Genomic DNA, 18759 nt, shown 5'->3' with positions numbered 1-18759 from the left:
TCATTTTTTAGCGACCATGATTAAGCGGCTGATAATATTTCGCCCCCTTCAATCACACCCACAGTTTCAATCACTATGGGTTCGGACATGACATCACCACTAGTGACATAAAACTGTTTAGCCGTAATCATATCTTTAAGGGGAGTATCTATATCAATACCCTGACTTTTAAATTTCGCCAATATAGGGCCAGCATTTCCTCTGAGTAAACCAAACATAGCAAGGTTTTTCCCTTCCAGATCATCTGAATAATTGCGATGATGGGATAAATGAAATAACATACTTAGCGAATTTTCGGTATCATCTGCGGTTTCCAACCCGTTAATTTCCAATTGCACATTATCAATTTGAAAATAGACTTCATCCCCATTCTGGCATTCATCTAATAAATCAACATCAGCAAGAGGTATTATTCGCTCACCAAATTCCACACTACCACTTATTCCAGGGACGACTTTATGCTCTAACAAATCGTTTTTTACTTCTTTAATTATGGCTCTATAGCCCACAGATATTGCTATACTATCCTGTTGCGAGTTAATTCGGCTAAATCCATATAAATTACCCGACCCAGAAGCGTAAGCCCCAGTTTGAAACATATACTCATTGTCACTATCACTTGACATCATATTGCCAAAACCAGCAACCCATTTATGAGTATAAGAGGAAATGGTCTCATCTCCAATTTGTGCTTGATACCATATTTCTACCGCCATAATAATATCCTTTTATATTTAGCATTAAGGCCAAATCCATCATTAAATAACATCAATGACTGGCAATTATCTTGTTCGCGTTAGTAATTTAATTTCTCAAAATTTCCATAACGAATTTATTGAGGCCACCACCAAATCTGATAGCCAAATTAATAGTGGTGGCATAACACCATTTATTTTATAAAATTACTATTTCAAGCGAGATATCATGCAGCCATTAATACTTCAGCTTCATCATATGAACCAATAACATCAATGACTGGCATTGGCGCATCCGATACCATTTCATTATTATTATCAAACTGGCTGGCGATGGCCATATCCTTAAGCGGTGTGTCGACATCAATACCTTTGGCTTTCAGGATATCCAGGAATGGATCGGCATTGCCGCGCATAAAACCATAAGCCGCCTTATGCGTTTCACCTTGGTGGTTCTCAGCTTGTGTTTTAAGGGGATCAAACTTACCAGTAATATCTAACCCACTGAACTCCAAAAATGGATCTTTAAGTTTCCTACCCAGGCCGGTGGTATTCTCCACCAATTCTCGACCTAGCACCAAACTGTCGATTCTTCCGGAGAGAGTATGCTGGGGGGTAAAGGAGTAATTTAGATTCCCTTCGATAATCATCCCCGTATATATATTATGGGAGCTGGGTAAGGCATATTGCGTGCCACCAAAGTAGTCACCACCAGCAAAAAAACCATATTCTTTGGTCTCTGCTGTGGTTATATCACCATGTTCAGTTGCCCAGTATTTGGTGACGGAGGAAATGGTGCTATCAGCAAAATCACTTCTATATTTATATTTGATAGTTACTGTCATAATAATATCCTTTTAATTAACAATTACTCTGTGATTCATCATTGAATCACAGTGACCTCAGATGAAAATAATTATTCCACCTGAATTCTTTAAATTCAACACATTAAATTCAATACCAAAAATTAAAACCTACCATGATAAATATTTATTTAATATCTTTAGAACCTATATTCAATAGACCCCTGAATAGTTCGCCCCCGATTTGGGGTCATCGAGAGTGAGTCACCATAATTAACCAAATAAGCACGATTGGTTATATTCTCAATAGTACCTCGCAAGATTAAATTATTAGTTGCCTTATAACTGGCGTAAATATCATATATAATATATTTTGGCCAGTCAGCGACATAGGCGGTAGTAGGATATCCATGTCTACCTATCGCAGATCGGTCTTGATGTCCTTTGTTATAACGGATAGTGGTGCCGAAATCCAGCTTTTGATCAAATATTCTACCGCCTAAAACCAAACTGCCTCTATCCCCCGGTAAATAGGCTGAAGAGCCAAATAAGTTACGGCCCCTGAGGCACTCTATCTTATTATTTGAATAATCATCATCAGTGGGATATCCAATAGTACGCGCATAAGGATATTTAGAAATATACCGATAACCTACAGTAACACGCTTTTGTACACCACCTAGCCACGCCCGTTTTGAGCAAAAATCATTGACACCAATCATTCTGGTATAATTTATTGTGCTATAAAACACCCCAGCATCATAACTTAATTGATATTCCAGCCCACGAAAATGCGTAGCCAGCAAGTTATTAATATAGGTAGCGTTAGTAAAAGATCCGCCGCCAAACTTTGGTTTTAGTTTGGCTAATTCAAGATTAATATAATTTTTTACCCGAGTATCAAAATACGGTCGTGCCGCAGATTTAGTGGTAATGGTTAATTGTCAGATACCATCCGATGATCTTATCGTGCATTTCTTCTGATTTTGAGAAGCAGATAGTCTTGCGGGCTAACCGTTTGAGATGGGTTCGCAAGTTCAGATTATGTCGCTCTATCCTCTGGGTGTATTTCTTGCTGATAACATGACTGGTTGAGGACAATAAAGTGCGGTATACCGGCCAGGCATCGGTCATGTAGAAGGCAATGCTAAACTGGCTCAGCAAAACCAGAAGACGCTTTAATGTCAAAGCATTTCGCGGGCCAAATACATGGGCGATAACGCGCTTTCGGATGCGGTCATAGGCATAAAACAGCCAGCGTTGATTGCCTTTACAGCGGACATATGACCACTGCTCATCGGCTTCACAGCAGATAACCACCTCTGCGCTAGGCTCTACGTTTTGCGCTACCTGGTGCGGCGTAAGTTTTTTAGATGACGCAGAACGGTATTGAGGCTTATCCGTAGAACCCGTGCTGTATCGCGGCATCCGGAGCCGTTCATCGCCATATCAACGATGGCCTGATGGGTTTCGGGTTTAGCTCCGTTGTAGCGATAGCTGAGCTGGAAGGTCTTCAGGCATTGGTTACAGCGATAGAGCTGCGCCCCTGAGCCGGAGTGGCCGTTTCGGATAACCCCATGAGTTTCAGAACAGCGAGGACAAACCACATCAATCTTTGCCATCAATCATCCAAAGGGTAAAGAGTACACCAACACTAAGTTTGCGTCACGACCCAAAATACGCTAACTTTGCCGCCAGACGATCTTCATTAATAAACAGGCCGGTATGCTGAATATTCAGGCCCGCCTCCCAGGTTTTGGCATTCTCTCCCTGCGCCAAAGGATTCGGTAAAATCCAGCCATGACCATGCGGACTACCGGTCGCCAACATTTCCGTCAGCGCCGGTGGCCGCCAGGATTTACCGTAATGACCAAAAAACTCTAACCAAGGAACCCCGGGCTTTATCCCAATACCTGCGGTGGGTGATAATCGCTGTTCGCGACGATTGACCTCCCATGCCATTGGGAAGTTTACATTACTAGAACATCGCGTATATTCTTTCTCTTCGAGCTCATGTATTATTGGATCACAAGGATTTTCACGGGTATAAGCATGGCGATAGCGACTTATTAGCATCCAGGTATTCCCCTGTATGCGAAATTTATCATGCCGCAGCCCCCCCTCTAACCGCAGCCAATCATTATAATCGTAATTAAGCTGAGCAAAGGTGCTGGTAATGGCGCGCTGACCCGCGGGTGTCAGTCCATTGACTCTTTTATCCACTGGCGTTAGCGCATCCAGATAGTCATTAGTTGTACGCCCACGGGAGTTATCACTAAACCAGTCAAGGCCATATTTAATACGTAATTGATGGTGATCGGCAAAATTTAATAAGCTGGTATTTTGTAGTTGTAAACCATGGGTGGTGAGGCGGGTTTGAGTCCAATATTGTTTGCGGAAAACGGCATTAGCATTATGGGTATCAGTGTAATCATCGGTATCGACGTAATAGGCTTTGGCAGTGGCATCTATCCAAGCAATATGTTCCGGTTTTAGGCTATAATCCAATCCAATATTACGGTTCATCACATTACTAACACCTTTACTTAACCAGCCATATCTAAAAGTACGTGGTGTCGCTTTATCATCTAAAATGGTGTACATACCGGCATTGGGGGCATATACTTGTGTTTGTAAATAACTGAGTGCTAGCCGTTGATTGGCGGATAAATTCCAGCCTATTTTTGCTAATCGTGTATGCATTTTATAATACGTAAAGGCAACTTTATTATTTTTGACATCACTATCAAATTTATTCTTTCTCCGCCCCATGCGTAATTCACCAAGATACCCCTTATTACCCGGCCAATAATCTTTTAGATTACGTTCACTGGCGGCGATTAAGATATCACCATATTCATTACCCAGTGCCAGTGCGGCACTACCAATAAACTGAGTGCCGTTATCACCTGTTAGTGCGCGGACTTTACCACCAATTTCTTTCCCTGGTTCGAGGAAATCGCTGGCATTAATTGTATTAAATGTGGCAATCCCGCCAATGACTCCGGCCCCGCCAATACCGCTGCTCACTCCTTTTTCAATCACCACATTATCCAGTATTTCCGGATCGATATACATCATGCCATTGCGCTGCCCATGGCCACTTTTCATAAAATTCTGACGCATACCATCAATATTCATATTGATACGGCCATAATCTTGTATGCCACGGATATTAACCGAAAGCGCCGGGTCGTTTTGGCTCACACTAGAGTACACACCCGGCGTTTGCTCCAAGATATCTGCTGCATGGCGGGCTGGCCGATTATCCATTTGCTCGCGTGATATTTCACTCACTGAGCGGGGCTCATCATAGACCCAATCCCCCTCATGAGAATGGCGGGTACCTTCAACTTTGAGTTCATCTAATACCATGTCTTGCTCATTAGCAGATATTACTCTGGTGTCAGCTTGAGTTCTCTCTGAATAGCCTTGTGCCGTCAGCGCCACACATATGCCAAATGCAACTTTCTTCATTGAATTTATTATTCTCTTCCTATCTCTAGCTATACTATCCATTTATGAGATTTCATCCTTATTAATATAAAAGCAATATATCCATTAACTATTAGCCATTACCGTACAATATAATTTAGTCATAGCATTACTACCAAATAACAGAAAATATCCGGTAGCTAAAATGACGTTGTTTTCTATTAGAGAAGTAAGTTACTTTATCAAATAAGTAGAGTGTAAATTCTCAAGGAAATTGAATACCTTGTTAGACAATAAATTAATATATCCGAGTAAGATTTATCGTTATTTTACCTGGGTATTTTTATTTATTAATGCTAGTTGATATTTTACCATTCCGCCATTATTTGATAATAATTATTATAATCATCTCTGGTTATAAACTCAACTCTCTATTAAGGATAAAGCAGCATGTAATTAATGATATTGATTTTATAGAAAATATAAATAATCAACACACAGCGGTTGCTGTTACGTGAATTGAAATTTTATAAATAAGATGAGTAACGAATTCAATATATTTAAACCGCTATAATGCAAAACGGGCCAGGTTGGATATGGCCCGTTTTCAATATTAAAGAATATCCTGCGAATTAAAATAAGCGCTTTTTAGCCTCCGCAATCGCCGATGCTACCTGCTGTGGTGAAACCCCACCTTTCGCTACCCGCTTATCTAAACAAGATTGCAACGCCAAAATTGGGTATACATCATCACCAATAACTGCACTGAATTTCTGCAACTCATTGAGTGATAAAGCCTCTAGCGCTTTACCCTGACGAATCGCCTCAACAACAGCCTCGCCGACAATATGGTGTGCTTCACGGAAAGGCACCCCTTTTGCGACCAGATAATCAGCTAATTCAGTGGCATTGGCATAACCTTGCTCGGCTGCTTCTTGACAACGCGGGCGTTTCACTTGAATGCCATCCAACACCAGCGCCGCCATATGCAGGCAGTCGAGCCAAGTATCGAGCGCATCAAACAGCCCTTCTTTGTCTTCTTGCATGTCTTTGTTATAGGCCAGAGGCAAGCCTTTCAGCGTCATCATCATCCCGGTCAATGCACCTTGTACCCGGCCACATTTCCCACGGATTAATTCCAGTGCATCTGGGTTTTTCTTTTGCGGCATCAAGGAAGAGCCTGATGTTACGCGGTCAGATAAATCGACAAATGCCGCTTCACCACTGTTGAAGAAAATCAGATCTTCAGCAAAACGGGATAAATGCACCATGCCAATGCTGGCGTCAGACAGTAATTCCAACACATGGTCACGATCAGAAACACTGTCCAGACTATTACGCGTTGCCGATGCAAAACCTAGCCAACCGGCCAGTTGTTCGCGGTCGATAGCATAGGCCGTCCCGGCCAATGCACCACTGCCTAGCGGGCTAACATCAAGGCGTTTCAGTGTATCTTGCAGGCGGCTTTCATCACGGGCCAGCATTTCAGCATAAGCCAGGCACCAGTGTGCAAAGGTCACAGGTTGGGCGCGCTGCAAATGGGTATAACCCGGCATGACTGCGTCCTGATTAGCTTCAGCCGTGATAACCAGCGCCTGCTGCAACTGCTGCACCGCGGTTTGTAATTCAGTTATCTGAAATTTACACCACAATTTCAGATCAGTTGCCACCTGGTCATTACGGCTGCGCCCAGTATGCAATTTCTTGCCCAAATCACCGACTTTATCAATCAGTTTAGTTTCAACCCAGCTGTGAATATCTTCCGCATCACTGGCTAAAATAGCGTGTGGGTCAGCCTGTACCTCCTCTAATAAGACAGAGAGTGCCTGCTCAAGTTGTTGCTGTTCAGCGGCGGTTAAAACGCCAACCGTGACCAGTGCTTTTGACCAAGCGACAGAACCGATAATATCCTGCTCTGCCAACCGGTAATCAAACCGCAGAGAATCATTAAATTGCTTAAAACGCTGATCTGCTGCCTGACTGAACCGTCCGCCCCACAATGCCATAATTTTGCTTCCCTAGATCGCTAAATAGAAATTCATAATAGTCTGTTTGAACAGTATTAAGCCAGAATGCGCGTACCAATCGGTACCCCATTAAACAATGCTGGCAACTGATCTGCATGACGCCAACTGGCGATATCCACCGGGCGGCCCAATGAACGAGCCGCATCCAGCGCCGCATTCACTTTAACCACCATGCCGTCAGTAATGATGCCCTGAGCAATAAGTTGCTCGGCTTTTTGTGCTGTCATTTCCGCAATGCGCTGGCCTTTACCATCTAAAATGCCGCTGACATCCGACAGTAAAATCAAATCTGCTCCCAGTGTCGCCGCCAAAGCCGTCGCCGCCTGGTCGGCATTCACATTCATCAATTTGCCATCAACAGTAATACCGATAGAGCTGATGATTGGCATGTAATCTGCTGCCAGTAAGGTTTGCACCAATGCGGCAGAGCCGGGCAAAGCTTTACCTACGTGGCCCAGCTCGGCATCTAATGGTGTGACCTCAACCGTATTACCATCACCCAGACATAAACCGACGGCATTAATTTGGTGTTTTACCGCCCAAGCCAGCAGGGTTTTATTGGCTGTGCCCGCTAATGCACCAGTGATAATGTCAATCTGATCGGCTGGGGTCACGCGCAGGCCGTTTTTCTTCACTACCGGCAGGGCGAGTTTTTTCATCAAATCATCCACCAGACAACCACCGCCGTGCATAATCACAAGCGGGCGCTCATGTTTCTCACGATAGGTCACCAATGCAGTAAACAGGCGCTCCAACGCTTCTTCGCTGTCCAGCAACACGCCACCTAATTTAATGACCAACGGGTTCATCATGTTTCGCCTCAATATAATTGGATAAAAATGTCAGTTTCGACTCGGTGACAAACCCTGCTGTGACTTACAGCAGGGACTGAGTTTGCGCAAAGCCAAAACGTATATTCATGCATTGCACGGCCTGAGCTGCGGCCCCTTTCAGCAGGTTATCTTCTGTCGCGACAATAATTAAATGTTCGCCCTGTACCGAGAAACCGATGTCACAGAAAGGCAAACCCACCACCGCTTTTAGTGCCGGAACACCTTGCTTATAAAGCCGCACCAGTGGCTTATCCTGATAAGCACGGTGGTATGCCTCAGCAATATCTGCTGCTGTGACCCCCGCTTTCAGGCGGCAAGTGATGGTCGCCAAGATACCCCGGGCGAAATTACCTAAGTGCGGAGTAAAAATCACCGGCGTGCCAAGGTGGGCGACTATTTCCGGCTGATGGCGATGATTAAATAAACCGTACGGCTGTAAGCTCACTTCACAGAAACTATTACCCATACTGGCTTTGCGGCCCGCGCCACTCACACCACTGACGGCATTAATCACCGGCCATTGTGCTTCATTAAGTAAATCGCCATCAACCAATGGCTTAAGCGCCAATTGGGATGCGGTTGGGTAGCAACCCGGCACGGCAATCAATTGCGCCTGTTTAATTTCTTCGGCTTGCCATTCCGCTAATCCATAGACGGCTTTATCCAGCCAATCAGCATGTTGATGTTCAAAGCCGTAATATTGACTGTAGAAAGCGACATCCTGAACCCGGAATGCGCCGGAGAGGTCAAATACCACACAGCCCGCAGCCAGGAATTGGGGGGCTAAATCATGGCTGACCTCATGGGCGGTGGCGAGGAACACAACATCCACACCTTTTGCCGCCTGAGCCACATCCACCAAGGGTTGTAGCGGCAGATCGATTACACCTTTTAGTTGCGGATGCAGATCAGAAAGTAATTTTCCTGCATCTGCACTTTGCGCTGAAACCGTTAAACCGGTTATGTTCATATGTGGGTGTCGATGAAGGTAAGCCGTAAGCTCCGCTCCGGCATAACCACTGGCACCAACAATCAGCGTATTCAACATGGGTTTAGTTTACCTTCTGACTTAATTGTATTTATGCGTTTAAAGACATAAATACTCAAAACCATTATTTGGGTTCTCAGCAAGGTTTTACTGTTCCCCCACGTGATTGAGCATTGACATTTTCGTAAGTTTAAGGGTGTTTTTAGGTTCCCTTACGCTCAAGCTTAATGTATTTTTATTCACAATTAATGCATGAATATTGATACTACCCTAACCAAAGGCTGTCAACAGTGAAGATGAAATTACCTCCATTTATTGAGCTGTATCGGGCATTAATCGCCACACCATCGATCAGCGCAACCGATAGTGCTCTCGACCAAAGTAATGAGTCGCTAATCAACTTGTTGGCCGGATGGTTTGCTGATCTGGGTTTTCGTGTCGAAATCCAGCCTGTGCCTGATGCTCGCCACAAATTTAATCTGCTCGCCTCTATAGGTGAAGGTCAAGGTGGCTTGCTGCTGGCGGGCCACACCGATACCGTCCCCTATGATGAAGGGCGCTGGACACGCGACCCATTCACCCTGACCGAGCATGACAATAAACTGTATGGTTTGGGTAGCGCCGATATGAAAGGCTTTTTTGCCTTTATTCTCGATGCCGTGCGCGATCTTGATGCCAGCAAACTGAGCAAGCCGCTGTATATCTTGGCGACTGCCGATGAAGAAACCACCATGGCAGGCGCGCGTTATTTTGCCGCGTCTACCCAGCTGCGCCCCGACTTCGCCATTATTGGTGAACCTACCTCACTGCAACCGGTGCGGGCCCACAAAGGGCATATTTCCAATGCTATCCGCATTACTGGCCAGTCCGGCCACTCCAGCGACCCCGCCCGCGGTGTTAACGCCATTGATTTGATGCATGAATCAATTACCGAGCTTATGAAGCTGCGCACCACCCTGCAAGAGCGCTACAACAATCCGGCATTTGCCATTCCTTATCCGACAATGAATTTTGGTCATATTAATGGTGGTGATGCCGCAAACCGCATCTGTGCTTGCTGTGAATTACATATGGATATCCGCCCATTACCGGGCCTGACCTTAAGTGATCTGAATGAATTGATGACTGAAGCATTGGCACCAGTGAGTGCGCGCTGGCCGGGCCGCTTGAGTATTGATGAACTGCATCCGCCAATTCCAGGCTATGAATGTCCGACGGATCATCATATGGTCGGAGTTATCGAAAAATTACTGGGTGAGCGCACGGCAGTGGTTAACTATTGCACCGAAGCGCCATTTATTCAGCAAATTTGCCCGACATTGGTGTTAGGCCCCGGGTCTATCAATCAAGCCCATCAGCCGGATGAATTTATTGATATGGCCTTTATCGAGCCAACCCGCGAGCTGATTGGCCAGTTAGTTGACCATTTCTGTCAGCAAAAATAACTCGTATGGGGTAGGCGGATCAATATTGCCGATAAGCTAGGCTGATAATCTGGCTGCAGTAATTAAATTTCAGCAATATCCCTAAAAATGATGTTTTTTTGCTGAAAATAGTGTCAATTGGGGTATGGAATTGAACGTGGCGAGTGGATTTGTCCATCTTAGCCTTTTAGATGAAACTAATTTACAAAAAGAAACCATAAAAGTTTATACCCAAAGTCATTGGTGTTGCTGGTTGGCAGCAAGTGAACGAATCCCGATGCGCTGACACTGGTCAGTCATTTGGTTGAGTGAGCGCCGCTAACCACCCTGCGGCGTCAAGGGTGAAGGGGATATGGGTCAGGGGTCATATGAACGAACAATATTCCGCAATGCGAAGTAACGTCAGTATGCTCGGCAAACTACTCGGAGACACCATCAAGGAAGCACTCGGCGAACACATCCTTGATAGAGTAGAAACCATCCGTAAATTATCTAAATCTTCGCGTGCTGGTAATGAAGCGAGCCGTCAAGAACTGCTGACAACGCTGCAAAATTTATCTAACGACGAGCTGCTGCCGGTAGCCCGTGCTTTTAGCCAATTTCTCAATCTGACGAATACGGCAGAGCAATATCACAGTATTTCGCCACACGGTGAAGCCGCAAGTAATCCGGAAGCCCTGGCTCAACTGTTCACCCGCTTAAAAGACAAAAAGCTGAGTGACAAAGACATGCGCCGCGCGGTTGATGAGTTGTCCATTGAGCTGGTGTTGACCGCTCACCCAACTGAAATCACCCGCCGCACCCTGATTCATAAACTGGTCGAAGTGAATACTTGCCTGAGCCAGTTGGATCACAATGATTTAGCCGATTACGAACGCAACAAGATCATGCGTCGTTTGCGGCAGTTAGTCGCACAATCATGGCATACTGACGAAATTCGCAAAATCCGCCCCTCCCCGGTTGATGAAGCCAAATGGGGCTTTGCCGTGGTTGAAAATAGTCTATGGGAGGGTGTGCCTGCCTTTTTGCGTGAATTTAACGAGCAGCTGCAAAACTCCCTTGATTACCGCTTGCCAGTAGAGGCGGTGCCGATTCGCTTCACATCATGGATGGGCGGCGACCGCGACGGTAACCCCAATGTCACCGCTGAAATTACCCGCCATGTGCTGTTACTGAGCCGCTGGAAAGCGACCGATTTGTTCCTGCGTGATATTCAGGTGTTGGTGTCTGAGCTTTCCATGTCGGAATGTACGCCAGCACTGCGCGAGCTGGCGGGCGGTGAGGAAGTGCTCGAGCCTTACCGTGAACTGATGAAGCGCGTGCGCACCCAGTTGACCAACACTCAGGCCTATCTGGAAAGCCGCTTAAAAGGCGAGCGGGTATTGCCGCCAACCGACTTGCTGGTCAGCAATGACCAACTATGGGATCCGCTTTACGCGTGTTATCAGTCGCTGAAAACCTGTGGCATGGAAATCATCGCCAATGGCCAATTACTGGATACCCTGCGCCGGGTGCGCTGTTTTGGTGTGCCATTGGTGCGCATTGATGTGCGCCAGGAAAGCACCCGCCACACCGATGCTATTGCTGAACTGACCCGTTATTTGGGCTTGGGCGATTATGAAAGCTGGTCTGAGGCGGATAAACAAGCCTTCCTGATTCGTGAATTGAACTCCAAACGCCCATTGGTGCCGCTGAAATGGGAACCGAGTGCCGACACCCAAGAAGTGTTGGAAACTTGCCGAGTGATTGCCGAGGCACCGCAGGGCTCTATCGCCGCTTACGTGATTTCTATGGCCAAAGTGCCATCGGACGTGCTGGCGGTGCATTTGCTACTGAAAGAGGCCGGTTGCCCATTCACTCTGCCGGTCGCGCCACTGTTCGAAACCTTGGATGACCTGAATAACGCCGACGACGTGATGACCCAGTTACTGAATATCGACTGGTATCGCGGCCTGATCCAAGGCAAACAAATGGTGATGATTGGCTATTCTGACTCGGCGAAAGATGCCGGGGTGATGGCCGCGTCTTGGGCGCAATATCGCGCACAGGATGCGCTAATCAAAACCTGCGAGAAAGCGGGTATTTCGCTGACACTGTTCCATGGCCGTGGCGGTTCAATCGGCCGTGGTGGCGCACCAGCCCATGCTGCACTGCTTTCTCAGCCTCCGGGTAGCCTGAAAGGCGGCTTACGCGTTACCGAACAAGGCGAAATGATTCGCTTTAAATTTGGTTTACCGGAAGTCACTATCAGCAGCTTAGCCCTGTATGCCAGTGCGGTGCTGGAAGCCAATTTGTTGCCGCCGCCAGAGCCGAAGAAAGAATGGAGTGAGGTGATGGATTTGCTGTCGGATGCGTCCTGCGATATGTATCGCGGCTACGTACGTGAAAATCCAGAATTTGTCCCTTATTTCCGCGCGGCCACGCCCGAGCAAGAGTTGGGCAAACTGCCATTGGGATCACGCCCAGCGAAACGCCGCCCGAATGGCGGTGTGGAAAGTCTGCGCGCCATCCCATGGATTTTCGCCTGGACGCAAAACCGCCTAATGCTGCCGGCCTGGTTGGGCGCGGGTGCCGGTTTACAAAAAGCGGTTGATGCCGGTAAGAAAGAAACATTAGCCGCCATGTGTCGTGACTGGCCATTCTTCTCAACCCGGATTGGCATGCTGGAAATGGTGTTCGCCAAGGCTGATTTGTGGCTGGCTGAATATTATGACCAGCGTCTGGTGGATAAATCACTGTGGCCGCTGGGCCAGCAATTGCGCGACCAATTAGAAGCGGACATTAAAGTGGTACTGGCCATTGCCAACGACGACCACTTAATGGCTGATTTGCCGTGGATTGCGGAATCTATCGCGTTGCGTAACGTGTATACCGACCCATTAAACGTGCTGCAAGCCGAGCTATTGCACCGTTCGCGCCAACAAGAACACCCGGATGCCCGTGTTGAGCAAGCATTGATGGTGACGATTGCCGGTGTGGCGGCGGGGATGCGCAATACCGGCTAGCGCCAGTAGAATTATCGGGCATAAAAATACAAAGCGGGCCAAGTGCCCGTTTTTTTATTGCTAAATCAATAGCTGGCATTCATTCCATCACGAGCCACTATGTTTAGCATCGATTTGTGCAAGAGAGTTATTGGCTGCGAGCTTACTATTGCGCCTTACAAACCATTTTTATTAAAATTATTAGGAGTCAATATGGGTTTCAACGTAGCGAGCATCCGAAGTGCCATTACTACGGCGGTTAAGCATACGAATGCGGATGGCCGTTTTCATAAAGCAGATATGAAAACACTGGCTGGCCAGATGAAAGAAATAAAAAATAGTAGTAATTTTATGAAGATGGACAATCAGATCCCCGAACAAGATGCTGATAAATTTACTAATAATATCAACAGCATGATCAAAACATTGAACTCACAGGGTTCAGGCATGCATAAAGAAAAAATGGGTGTACTGACTGAGCTAAAAACCCAATTAAAATCTATTACTTCACAAAACAGTAATAAAGGCATTTCTTCAATTTCCGACAAGGAAATAAAAGCTATTAAACAACAAGACGATAAATACTCTTTTAATCTAAATGTAAGCCCTAGTTTAAGCTTAGGTAGCAACACACCATCACACAGACAGGATTGTAATTAAAACAAAAGCCTATTTCAGTTTGATATAACCAACCCGCCAACCGGCGGGCTTAATTTTAACTACGGCCTCACTCCCAGAGTATGGCAAATGGCATAGCTCAATTCTGCCCGGTTCAGGGTGTAGAAATGGAAATCCTTCACCCCTTCGCGACTGAGGATTTTCACCATGTCCATGGCGACCGATGCGCCGACCATTTTGCGGGTTTCTGGGTCGTCATCCAGCCCTTCAAAAATAGTGGTCATCCAGTTAGGCACGCGCACATTGGTCATGGTGGCAAAGCGCTGCAGCTGCTTAAAGTTAGATACCGGCAAAATGCCCGGCACTATCTCCACGTCAATACCGGCCGCCACACAGCGGTCACGAAAACGCAGATAACTTTCCACATCAAAGAAGAACTGAGTGATGGCGCGATTAGCACCGGCATCAATTTTGCGTTTTAAATTAATCAGGTCAGCTTGCGCACTTTTCGCTTCTGGGTGCACTTCCGGGTAAGCCGCCACTGAGATATCAAAATCACCGACATCTTTTAATAAGCCCACTAAATCAGAGGCATACATTTCCGGCTTGCCGCTATCTGGCGGCAAATCACCGCGCAGTGCCACAATATGGCGGATGCCGCTATTCCAGTAATCAGTGGCGATATCACGTAACTGAGTTGGCGATGCATCAATGCAAGTCAGATGCGGCGCGGCCTCAAGACCGGTGCGCTCTTTAATGTCTTTGATGATGCTGTGAGTGCGGTCGCGCTCACCGGAGTTAGCACCATAAGTCACTGAAACAAATTTAGGTTTCAGTGTGCTCAGGCGGTCAATTGAATTCCACAGGGTGTCTTCCATCTCGCTAGTACGCGGCGGGAAAAATTCAAAAGAAACATTAATTTGGCCTTGCAGCTCTGCCAAACTTTGATTCAGCGCTTCCCGCTGGTTTGCGTGGAAAAAACTCATACCCTGTTACCCCATGGCCTGTTGTCATCGTGTTGATGACTGATGTTATCTGTCATTTTTATTTTATAAGCGTCTATACGTTTAGACGTCTAAATAGAAAATGACCGAAGTTGGCGAAAGAGTCAACTTTTAAATAAGTTTAAGCGATGATTATTGTTCACACGCAATATGTAGAAAATTCATGGCGGGGATTAGGTGATATTTTGCCTCCCCGACGCCCGGTAGAGGAGGCAAATAAGTGCGGATTTACAGCAGTTGGGACAGGCGGTTTAAATCGGACTGAATAGCTCCAGCGGTGACATCACGCCCCGCCCCTGGGCCACGAATAACCAATGGGTTATCGCGATACCAACGGCTCTCAATGGCGAATACGTTGTCGCAAGGTAGCAAGGAGGCCAATGGATGGTCAGCTCGCACCGCTTCAACACCCACCCGCGCCTTACCATTGGCATCAAAGCGGGCAACATAACGTAGCACCAATCCCATTTCATTGGCCGCTTCTAAACGCTGAATCATTTGCTGATTCAATGCTTCGCCATTTTCAAAGAATTGGTCCACTGAGCCAACATCGGCACCAGCAGGTACCAGCGATTCCACTCGCACCTGATTGGGTTCAATATCATAACCCGCTTCACGCGCTAGAATGACCAGCTTGCGCATGACATCCTGGCCGGAGAGATCAACCCGCGGGTCAGGTTCTGTCAGCCCTTGTTGCCAAGCTTGATCCACCAGCTCAGTAAAGGGCACTGTGCCGTCAAATTGCAGGAATAGCCAAGACAGCGTGCCGGAGAAAATACCGCTGATCGCCAGAATGCTGTCGCCGCTATCGCGCAGGTCGCGCACGGTGTGGTTTACCGGTAAACCGGCACCAACCGTCGCGTTATACAGCCAATGGCGGCCGGTTTTGGCAAAAGCATCGCGGATTTGACGATAGTTATTGCTGCTGGATGCCCCGGCTAATTTATTGGCACTGATAACATGGAAACCATAGCTGGCGAAATCCAGATATTGCTCGGCCAGTGACTCACTCGCGGTCACATCCAACACCACTAAATCATCAAACGGGTGCGCCCGCATCCACAAGAACAGCGATTCTTCATCCTGCTCTTGGGCTTCGTCATCATAAAATGCCAGCGTCCTGCTGGCATCCAGCCCGTCATAACTCAGCAGGCTACGGCGGCTATCCACAACACCGGCCAGCACGAACTCAAAACCACTACGCGCCGAGATATTTTTCTGCTCACGAGCAAATAGCTCCAACCAGCGGGCACCGATATTACCTTTGCCAAACAGCATCAAACCAATGCGTTTCTCTGCCCGGAACAATGACTGGTGCAAGCCCTGAATCAAATGTTCAGTCGGCCCAAGACGCAGCACCGCAACCAAACTGATGCCGTCTTCAGCCTGCCAAATAAATTCAACCGGTTGATCTTTCAGTTGCTGATAGAAACGGTGGCTATGCAATGGGTTCTTGCTGACCCCCGCCCCCACCAAGGCAACCAATGCCAGCCCTTCCCGCAGCGATAATTTCCCCGGCAGGGTGGCATCTTCCAGCACTCTTAATGCGCTGTTAACCACTTCTGAGGTATAGCAAAGCTGCAATAGATTGCGGTCAGGGTGAATACCGGTCGCCAACGGCTTGATTTGTGCGCGTTTGAGCAGTAAATCAATTTCTTTCTGTGCTAGCGAGAAATCATGGTGGCTGGCAATCTGTAACTCGATCAAACAGACATCATCATGGCTGGTAACAATCTTGGCTCCGGAGCCAGATGCCAGTACGCGCTCAATTCGGGTCGAACCTTGCTCTGGCTGATAACTACAGCGCAGTTGCAAATCGATATCACTGCCCGAAACCGGCTGTAGTGTGCGGGTGTGCAGCACTGGAGCGGCCAAACGAGCCAATTCACTGGCTTCATCCAGGCGCAGTAATGGCAGCAAACAGGCGTCTTTCACTTTACGCGGGTCAGCGCTGTAAACCCCAGCCACATCACTCCAGATGGTGACGCGCTCGACACCGGCCAGCGCACCGACCTGAGTGGCCGAGTAGTCACTGCCATTACGCCCCAATAGCACCGTCTCGCCCGTATTATTGCGCGAGATAAACCCGGTCACCACGAGCCGTTGGTGCGGGTGTTGCGCCATCAATTGCTGCAACAGCGGATAAGAACGGCCTTCGTCGATTTGTGGCTGTGCCGCGCGTTCCGCGCGCAGGAAGCTGCGGGCATCAAGCCAGGCAGCATCCATATCGAGTTTGTTCAATACCGCAGCCATCAAGCGGGCCGACCAAATCTCACCATGGCCGACCACTTCAGCATAAATGGCATCATCAACTTTGTTATCCAACAGGCCAGCCAGACGTTCCAAATCATGGATAAACTCACTAATCAGCGGCTCGGCCATTTCTGGCGACAATAAACCGCTAATCAGATCATGCTGGTAACGCCGCAAATTTTGCTGCACCTGATGGGCAGAAAGACGGTCACTTTGACTCAGTTTCAGCCAGCTAATCAGCTGGTTCGTGGTGCTACCTGCCGCAGACACCACCATAAGATCGCCAGGATGACTGTAGTTGGCCATAATATTAGCCACCCGCAGGTAACACTTCACATCCGCCAGGCTACTACCACCAAACTTATGCAGTTGACGGCCAGTCACCGCCGCTGCTACCGCTGTTGCATTCATGCTTACCTCGTTCCCGCCAATTGGAAGGCATTTTCCAAATCGGCAATCAAATCTTCGCTGTCTTCAATACCCACGGAAATTCGCAATAAACTATCAGTAATACCTGCGGCAGTGCGCGCTTCTGGCGCCATACCGGCATGAGTCATGGTTGCAGCATGGGAAATCAGGCTTTCAACGCCGCCCAAAGACTCTGCCAGAGTAAATAACTCCAGGGCAGAGAGGAAACGGCGCAGTAGCTGTTCATCACCATCGAGCTCAAAACTGAGCATCGCTCCAAAACCTAACTGCTGACGGCAAGCAATTTCGTGGCCGGGATGTTGTGGCAGAGAAGGATGATACAGCTTTTTCACTAAAGGCTGCTGCTGTAAATAGCGAACAATTTCATCCGCGTTACGCTGCTGTTGCGCCATACGCGGCGATAAGGTGCGCAACCCGCGTAATAACAGGTAACTGTCGAATGCCGCACCGGTAACCCCGATATTATTCGCCCACCATGCCAGCTCAACCGCCAGCGCTGGATCTTTAGCAATCACCGCGCCGGCGACCACATCTGAATGCCCGTTCAGATATTTAGTACATGAATGAACCACCAGATCGGCACCTAAAGAGAGCGGCTGCTGCAACGCCGGGCTCAGGAAAGTGTTGTCACAGACGGTTAAAGCGCCGACAGCATGAGCCGCTTTACAGATGGCCGCGATATCCACCACCCGCAACAGTGGGTTACTCGGCGTTTCAATCAATACCAGTTTGGGTTTTTCAGCCAATGCTCGACTCAAAGCCACTTCATCGCCTTGGTCAACAAACAGCACCCGATACGCGCCGCGCTTACTGAGGCTATCGAATAAACGGTAGCTGCCGCCGTAGCAATCGTGCGGAGCAACCAGTAGGTCACCCGGCTTGAGAAATGTGGTGCATACCAAATGAATCGCTGACATTCCGCTGCTGGTCATGACTGCACCCGCGCCCCCCTCCAGCTCAGCCAGTGCTCGCTGCACCACATCGCGCGTCGGATTGCCGCGACGTGAATAGTCATGAGCACGTGGCTGATTAAAGTCGATAAAATTGTAGGTACTGGAGAGGTGAATCGGGGGGACAACGCAGCCATATTGCTCGTCATCGTTTAACCCGCTACGGACTGCTATTGTTGCCTGTTTACGCGTCATATGGATTTCCACCAGCCGGATCGAGAAAATGTTACGCCAGAGTAGACGCACAAATTACGGACGTCAATACATCTGGACATCTAAACTTCTTTGCGTATAGATTGAGCAATGGGATAATAAC

The 18759-nt window shown here is 47.6% G+C and carries 12 protein-coding genes and 2 pseudogenes; 3 read left to right on the top strand and 11 right to left on the bottom strand.

Going from position 1 to position 18759, the window contains the following annotated elements; all coding sequences use genetic code 11:
- Positions 1–20: 20 nt before the first annotated feature.
- The 8 genes and pseudogenes from D5F51_RS00645 to argC form a co-directional block, all read right to left on the bottom strand.
- Positions 21–716 carry a heme acquisition protein HasA gene (locus tag D5F51_RS00645; RefSeq protein WP_129195332.1) on the bottom strand — a complete coding sequence of 232 codons (696 nt, stop codon included), beginning with the start codon at positions 714–716 and terminating at the stop codon, positions 21–23.
- Positions 717–922: 206 nt separating this feature from the next.
- Complete coding sequence (locus D5F51_RS00640; protein ID WP_129195331.1) at positions 923–1540, bottom strand: heme acquisition protein HasA; 618 nt, start codon at positions 1538–1540, stop codon at positions 923–925.
- A gap of 158 nt (positions 1541–1698) precedes the next feature.
- Positions 1699–2406 (bottom strand): annotated as a pseudogene (locus D5F51_RS00635) (TonB-dependent receptor); the annotation flags it as partial.
- Between the two features lie 16 nt (positions 2407–2422).
- Positions 2423–3120, bottom strand: a protein-coding gene (locus D5F51_RS00630) for an IS1 family transposase (RefSeq protein ID WP_100273935.1) whose coding sequence is annotated in 2 segments (ribosomal slippage) — positions 2423–2862 and positions 2862–3120 — 699 coding nt in all. Because the reading frame shifts where the segments join, the coding sequence is not laid out codon by codon here.
- A gap of 52 nt (positions 3121–3172) precedes the next feature.
- Positions 3173–5017: pseudogene (locus tag D5F51_RS00625) on the bottom strand (TonB-dependent hemoglobin/transferrin/lactoferrin family receptor); the annotation flags it as partial.
- 548 nt (positions 5018–5565) lie between these two features.
- The gene (argH, locus tag D5F51_RS00620; protein ID WP_129195329.1) at positions 5566–6939 is read right to left on the bottom strand and encodes an argininosuccinate lyase; all 1374 of its coding nucleotides are present in this window, start codon (positions 6937–6939) and stop codon (positions 5566–5568) included.
- Between the two features lie 56 nt (positions 6940–6995).
- Positions 6996–7769 carry an acetylglutamate kinase gene (gene argB / locus D5F51_RS00615; protein ID WP_087769113.1) on the bottom strand — a complete coding sequence of 258 codons (774 nt, stop codon included), beginning with the start codon at positions 7767–7769 and terminating at the stop codon, positions 6996–6998.
- A gap of 67 nt (positions 7770–7836) precedes the next feature.
- On the bottom strand, positions 7837–8841 hold the full coding sequence (gene argC / locus D5F51_RS00610) for an N-acetyl-gamma-glutamyl-phosphate reductase (protein ID WP_129195328.1): 1005 nt from the start codon (positions 8839–8841) through the stop codon (positions 7837–7839).
- 236 nt (positions 8842–9077) lie between these two features.
- Between argC and argE the strand changes: the two genes are divergently transcribed.
- The 3 genes from argE (at position 9078) to D5F51_RS00595 (ending at position 13849) form a co-directional block, all read left to right on the top strand.
- Entirely contained in the window at positions 9078–10226 is a 1149-nt protein-coding gene (gene argE / locus D5F51_RS00605) for an acetylornithine deacetylase (protein ID WP_162301818.1), read from the top strand.
- Between the two features lie 347 nt (positions 10227–10573).
- On the top strand, positions 10574–13210 hold the full coding sequence (ppc, locus tag D5F51_RS00600) for a phosphoenolpyruvate carboxylase (protein ID WP_129195326.1): 2637 nt from the start codon (positions 10574–10576) through the stop codon (positions 13208–13210).
- A gap of 99 nt (positions 13211–13309) precedes the next feature.
- Positions 13310–13849: a hypothetical protein gene (locus tag D5F51_RS00595; protein ID WP_129195325.1), complete on the top strand. Its 540-nt coding sequence runs from the start codon at positions 13310–13312 to the stop codon at positions 13847–13849.
- 59 nt (positions 13850–13908) lie between these two features.
- Here the strand turns inward: D5F51_RS00595 and metF are convergent, their stop codons facing one another.
- The 3 genes from metF to metB all read right to left on the bottom strand — a co-directional run bounded on the left by metF (position 13909) and on the right by metB (position 18638).
- Positions 13909–14793 carry a methylenetetrahydrofolate reductase gene (gene metF, locus D5F51_RS00590; RefSeq protein ID WP_129195324.1) on the bottom strand — a complete coding sequence of 295 codons (885 nt, stop codon included), beginning with the start codon at positions 14791–14793 and terminating at the stop codon, positions 13909–13911.
- A gap of 246 nt (positions 14794–15039) precedes the next feature.
- The gene (locus tag D5F51_RS00585; RefSeq protein ID WP_025379976.1) at positions 15040–17475 is read right to left on the bottom strand and encodes a bifunctional aspartate kinase/homoserine dehydrogenase II; all 2436 of its coding nucleotides are present in this window, start codon (positions 17473–17475) and stop codon (positions 15040–15042) included.
- A gap of 2 nt (positions 17476–17477) precedes the next feature.
- Entirely contained in the window at positions 17478–18638 is a 1161-nt protein-coding gene (gene metB, locus D5F51_RS00580; RefSeq protein WP_129195323.1) for a cystathionine gamma-synthase, read from the bottom strand.
- Positions 18639–18759 lie beyond the last annotated feature (121 nt).

The organism is Yersinia hibernica (genome assembly GCF_004124235.1).
Lineage (GTDB): Bacteria > Pseudomonadota > Gammaproteobacteria > Enterobacterales > Enterobacteriaceae > Yersinia > Yersinia hibernica.
This window is presented reverse-complemented; position numbering and strand designations above follow the sequence as displayed.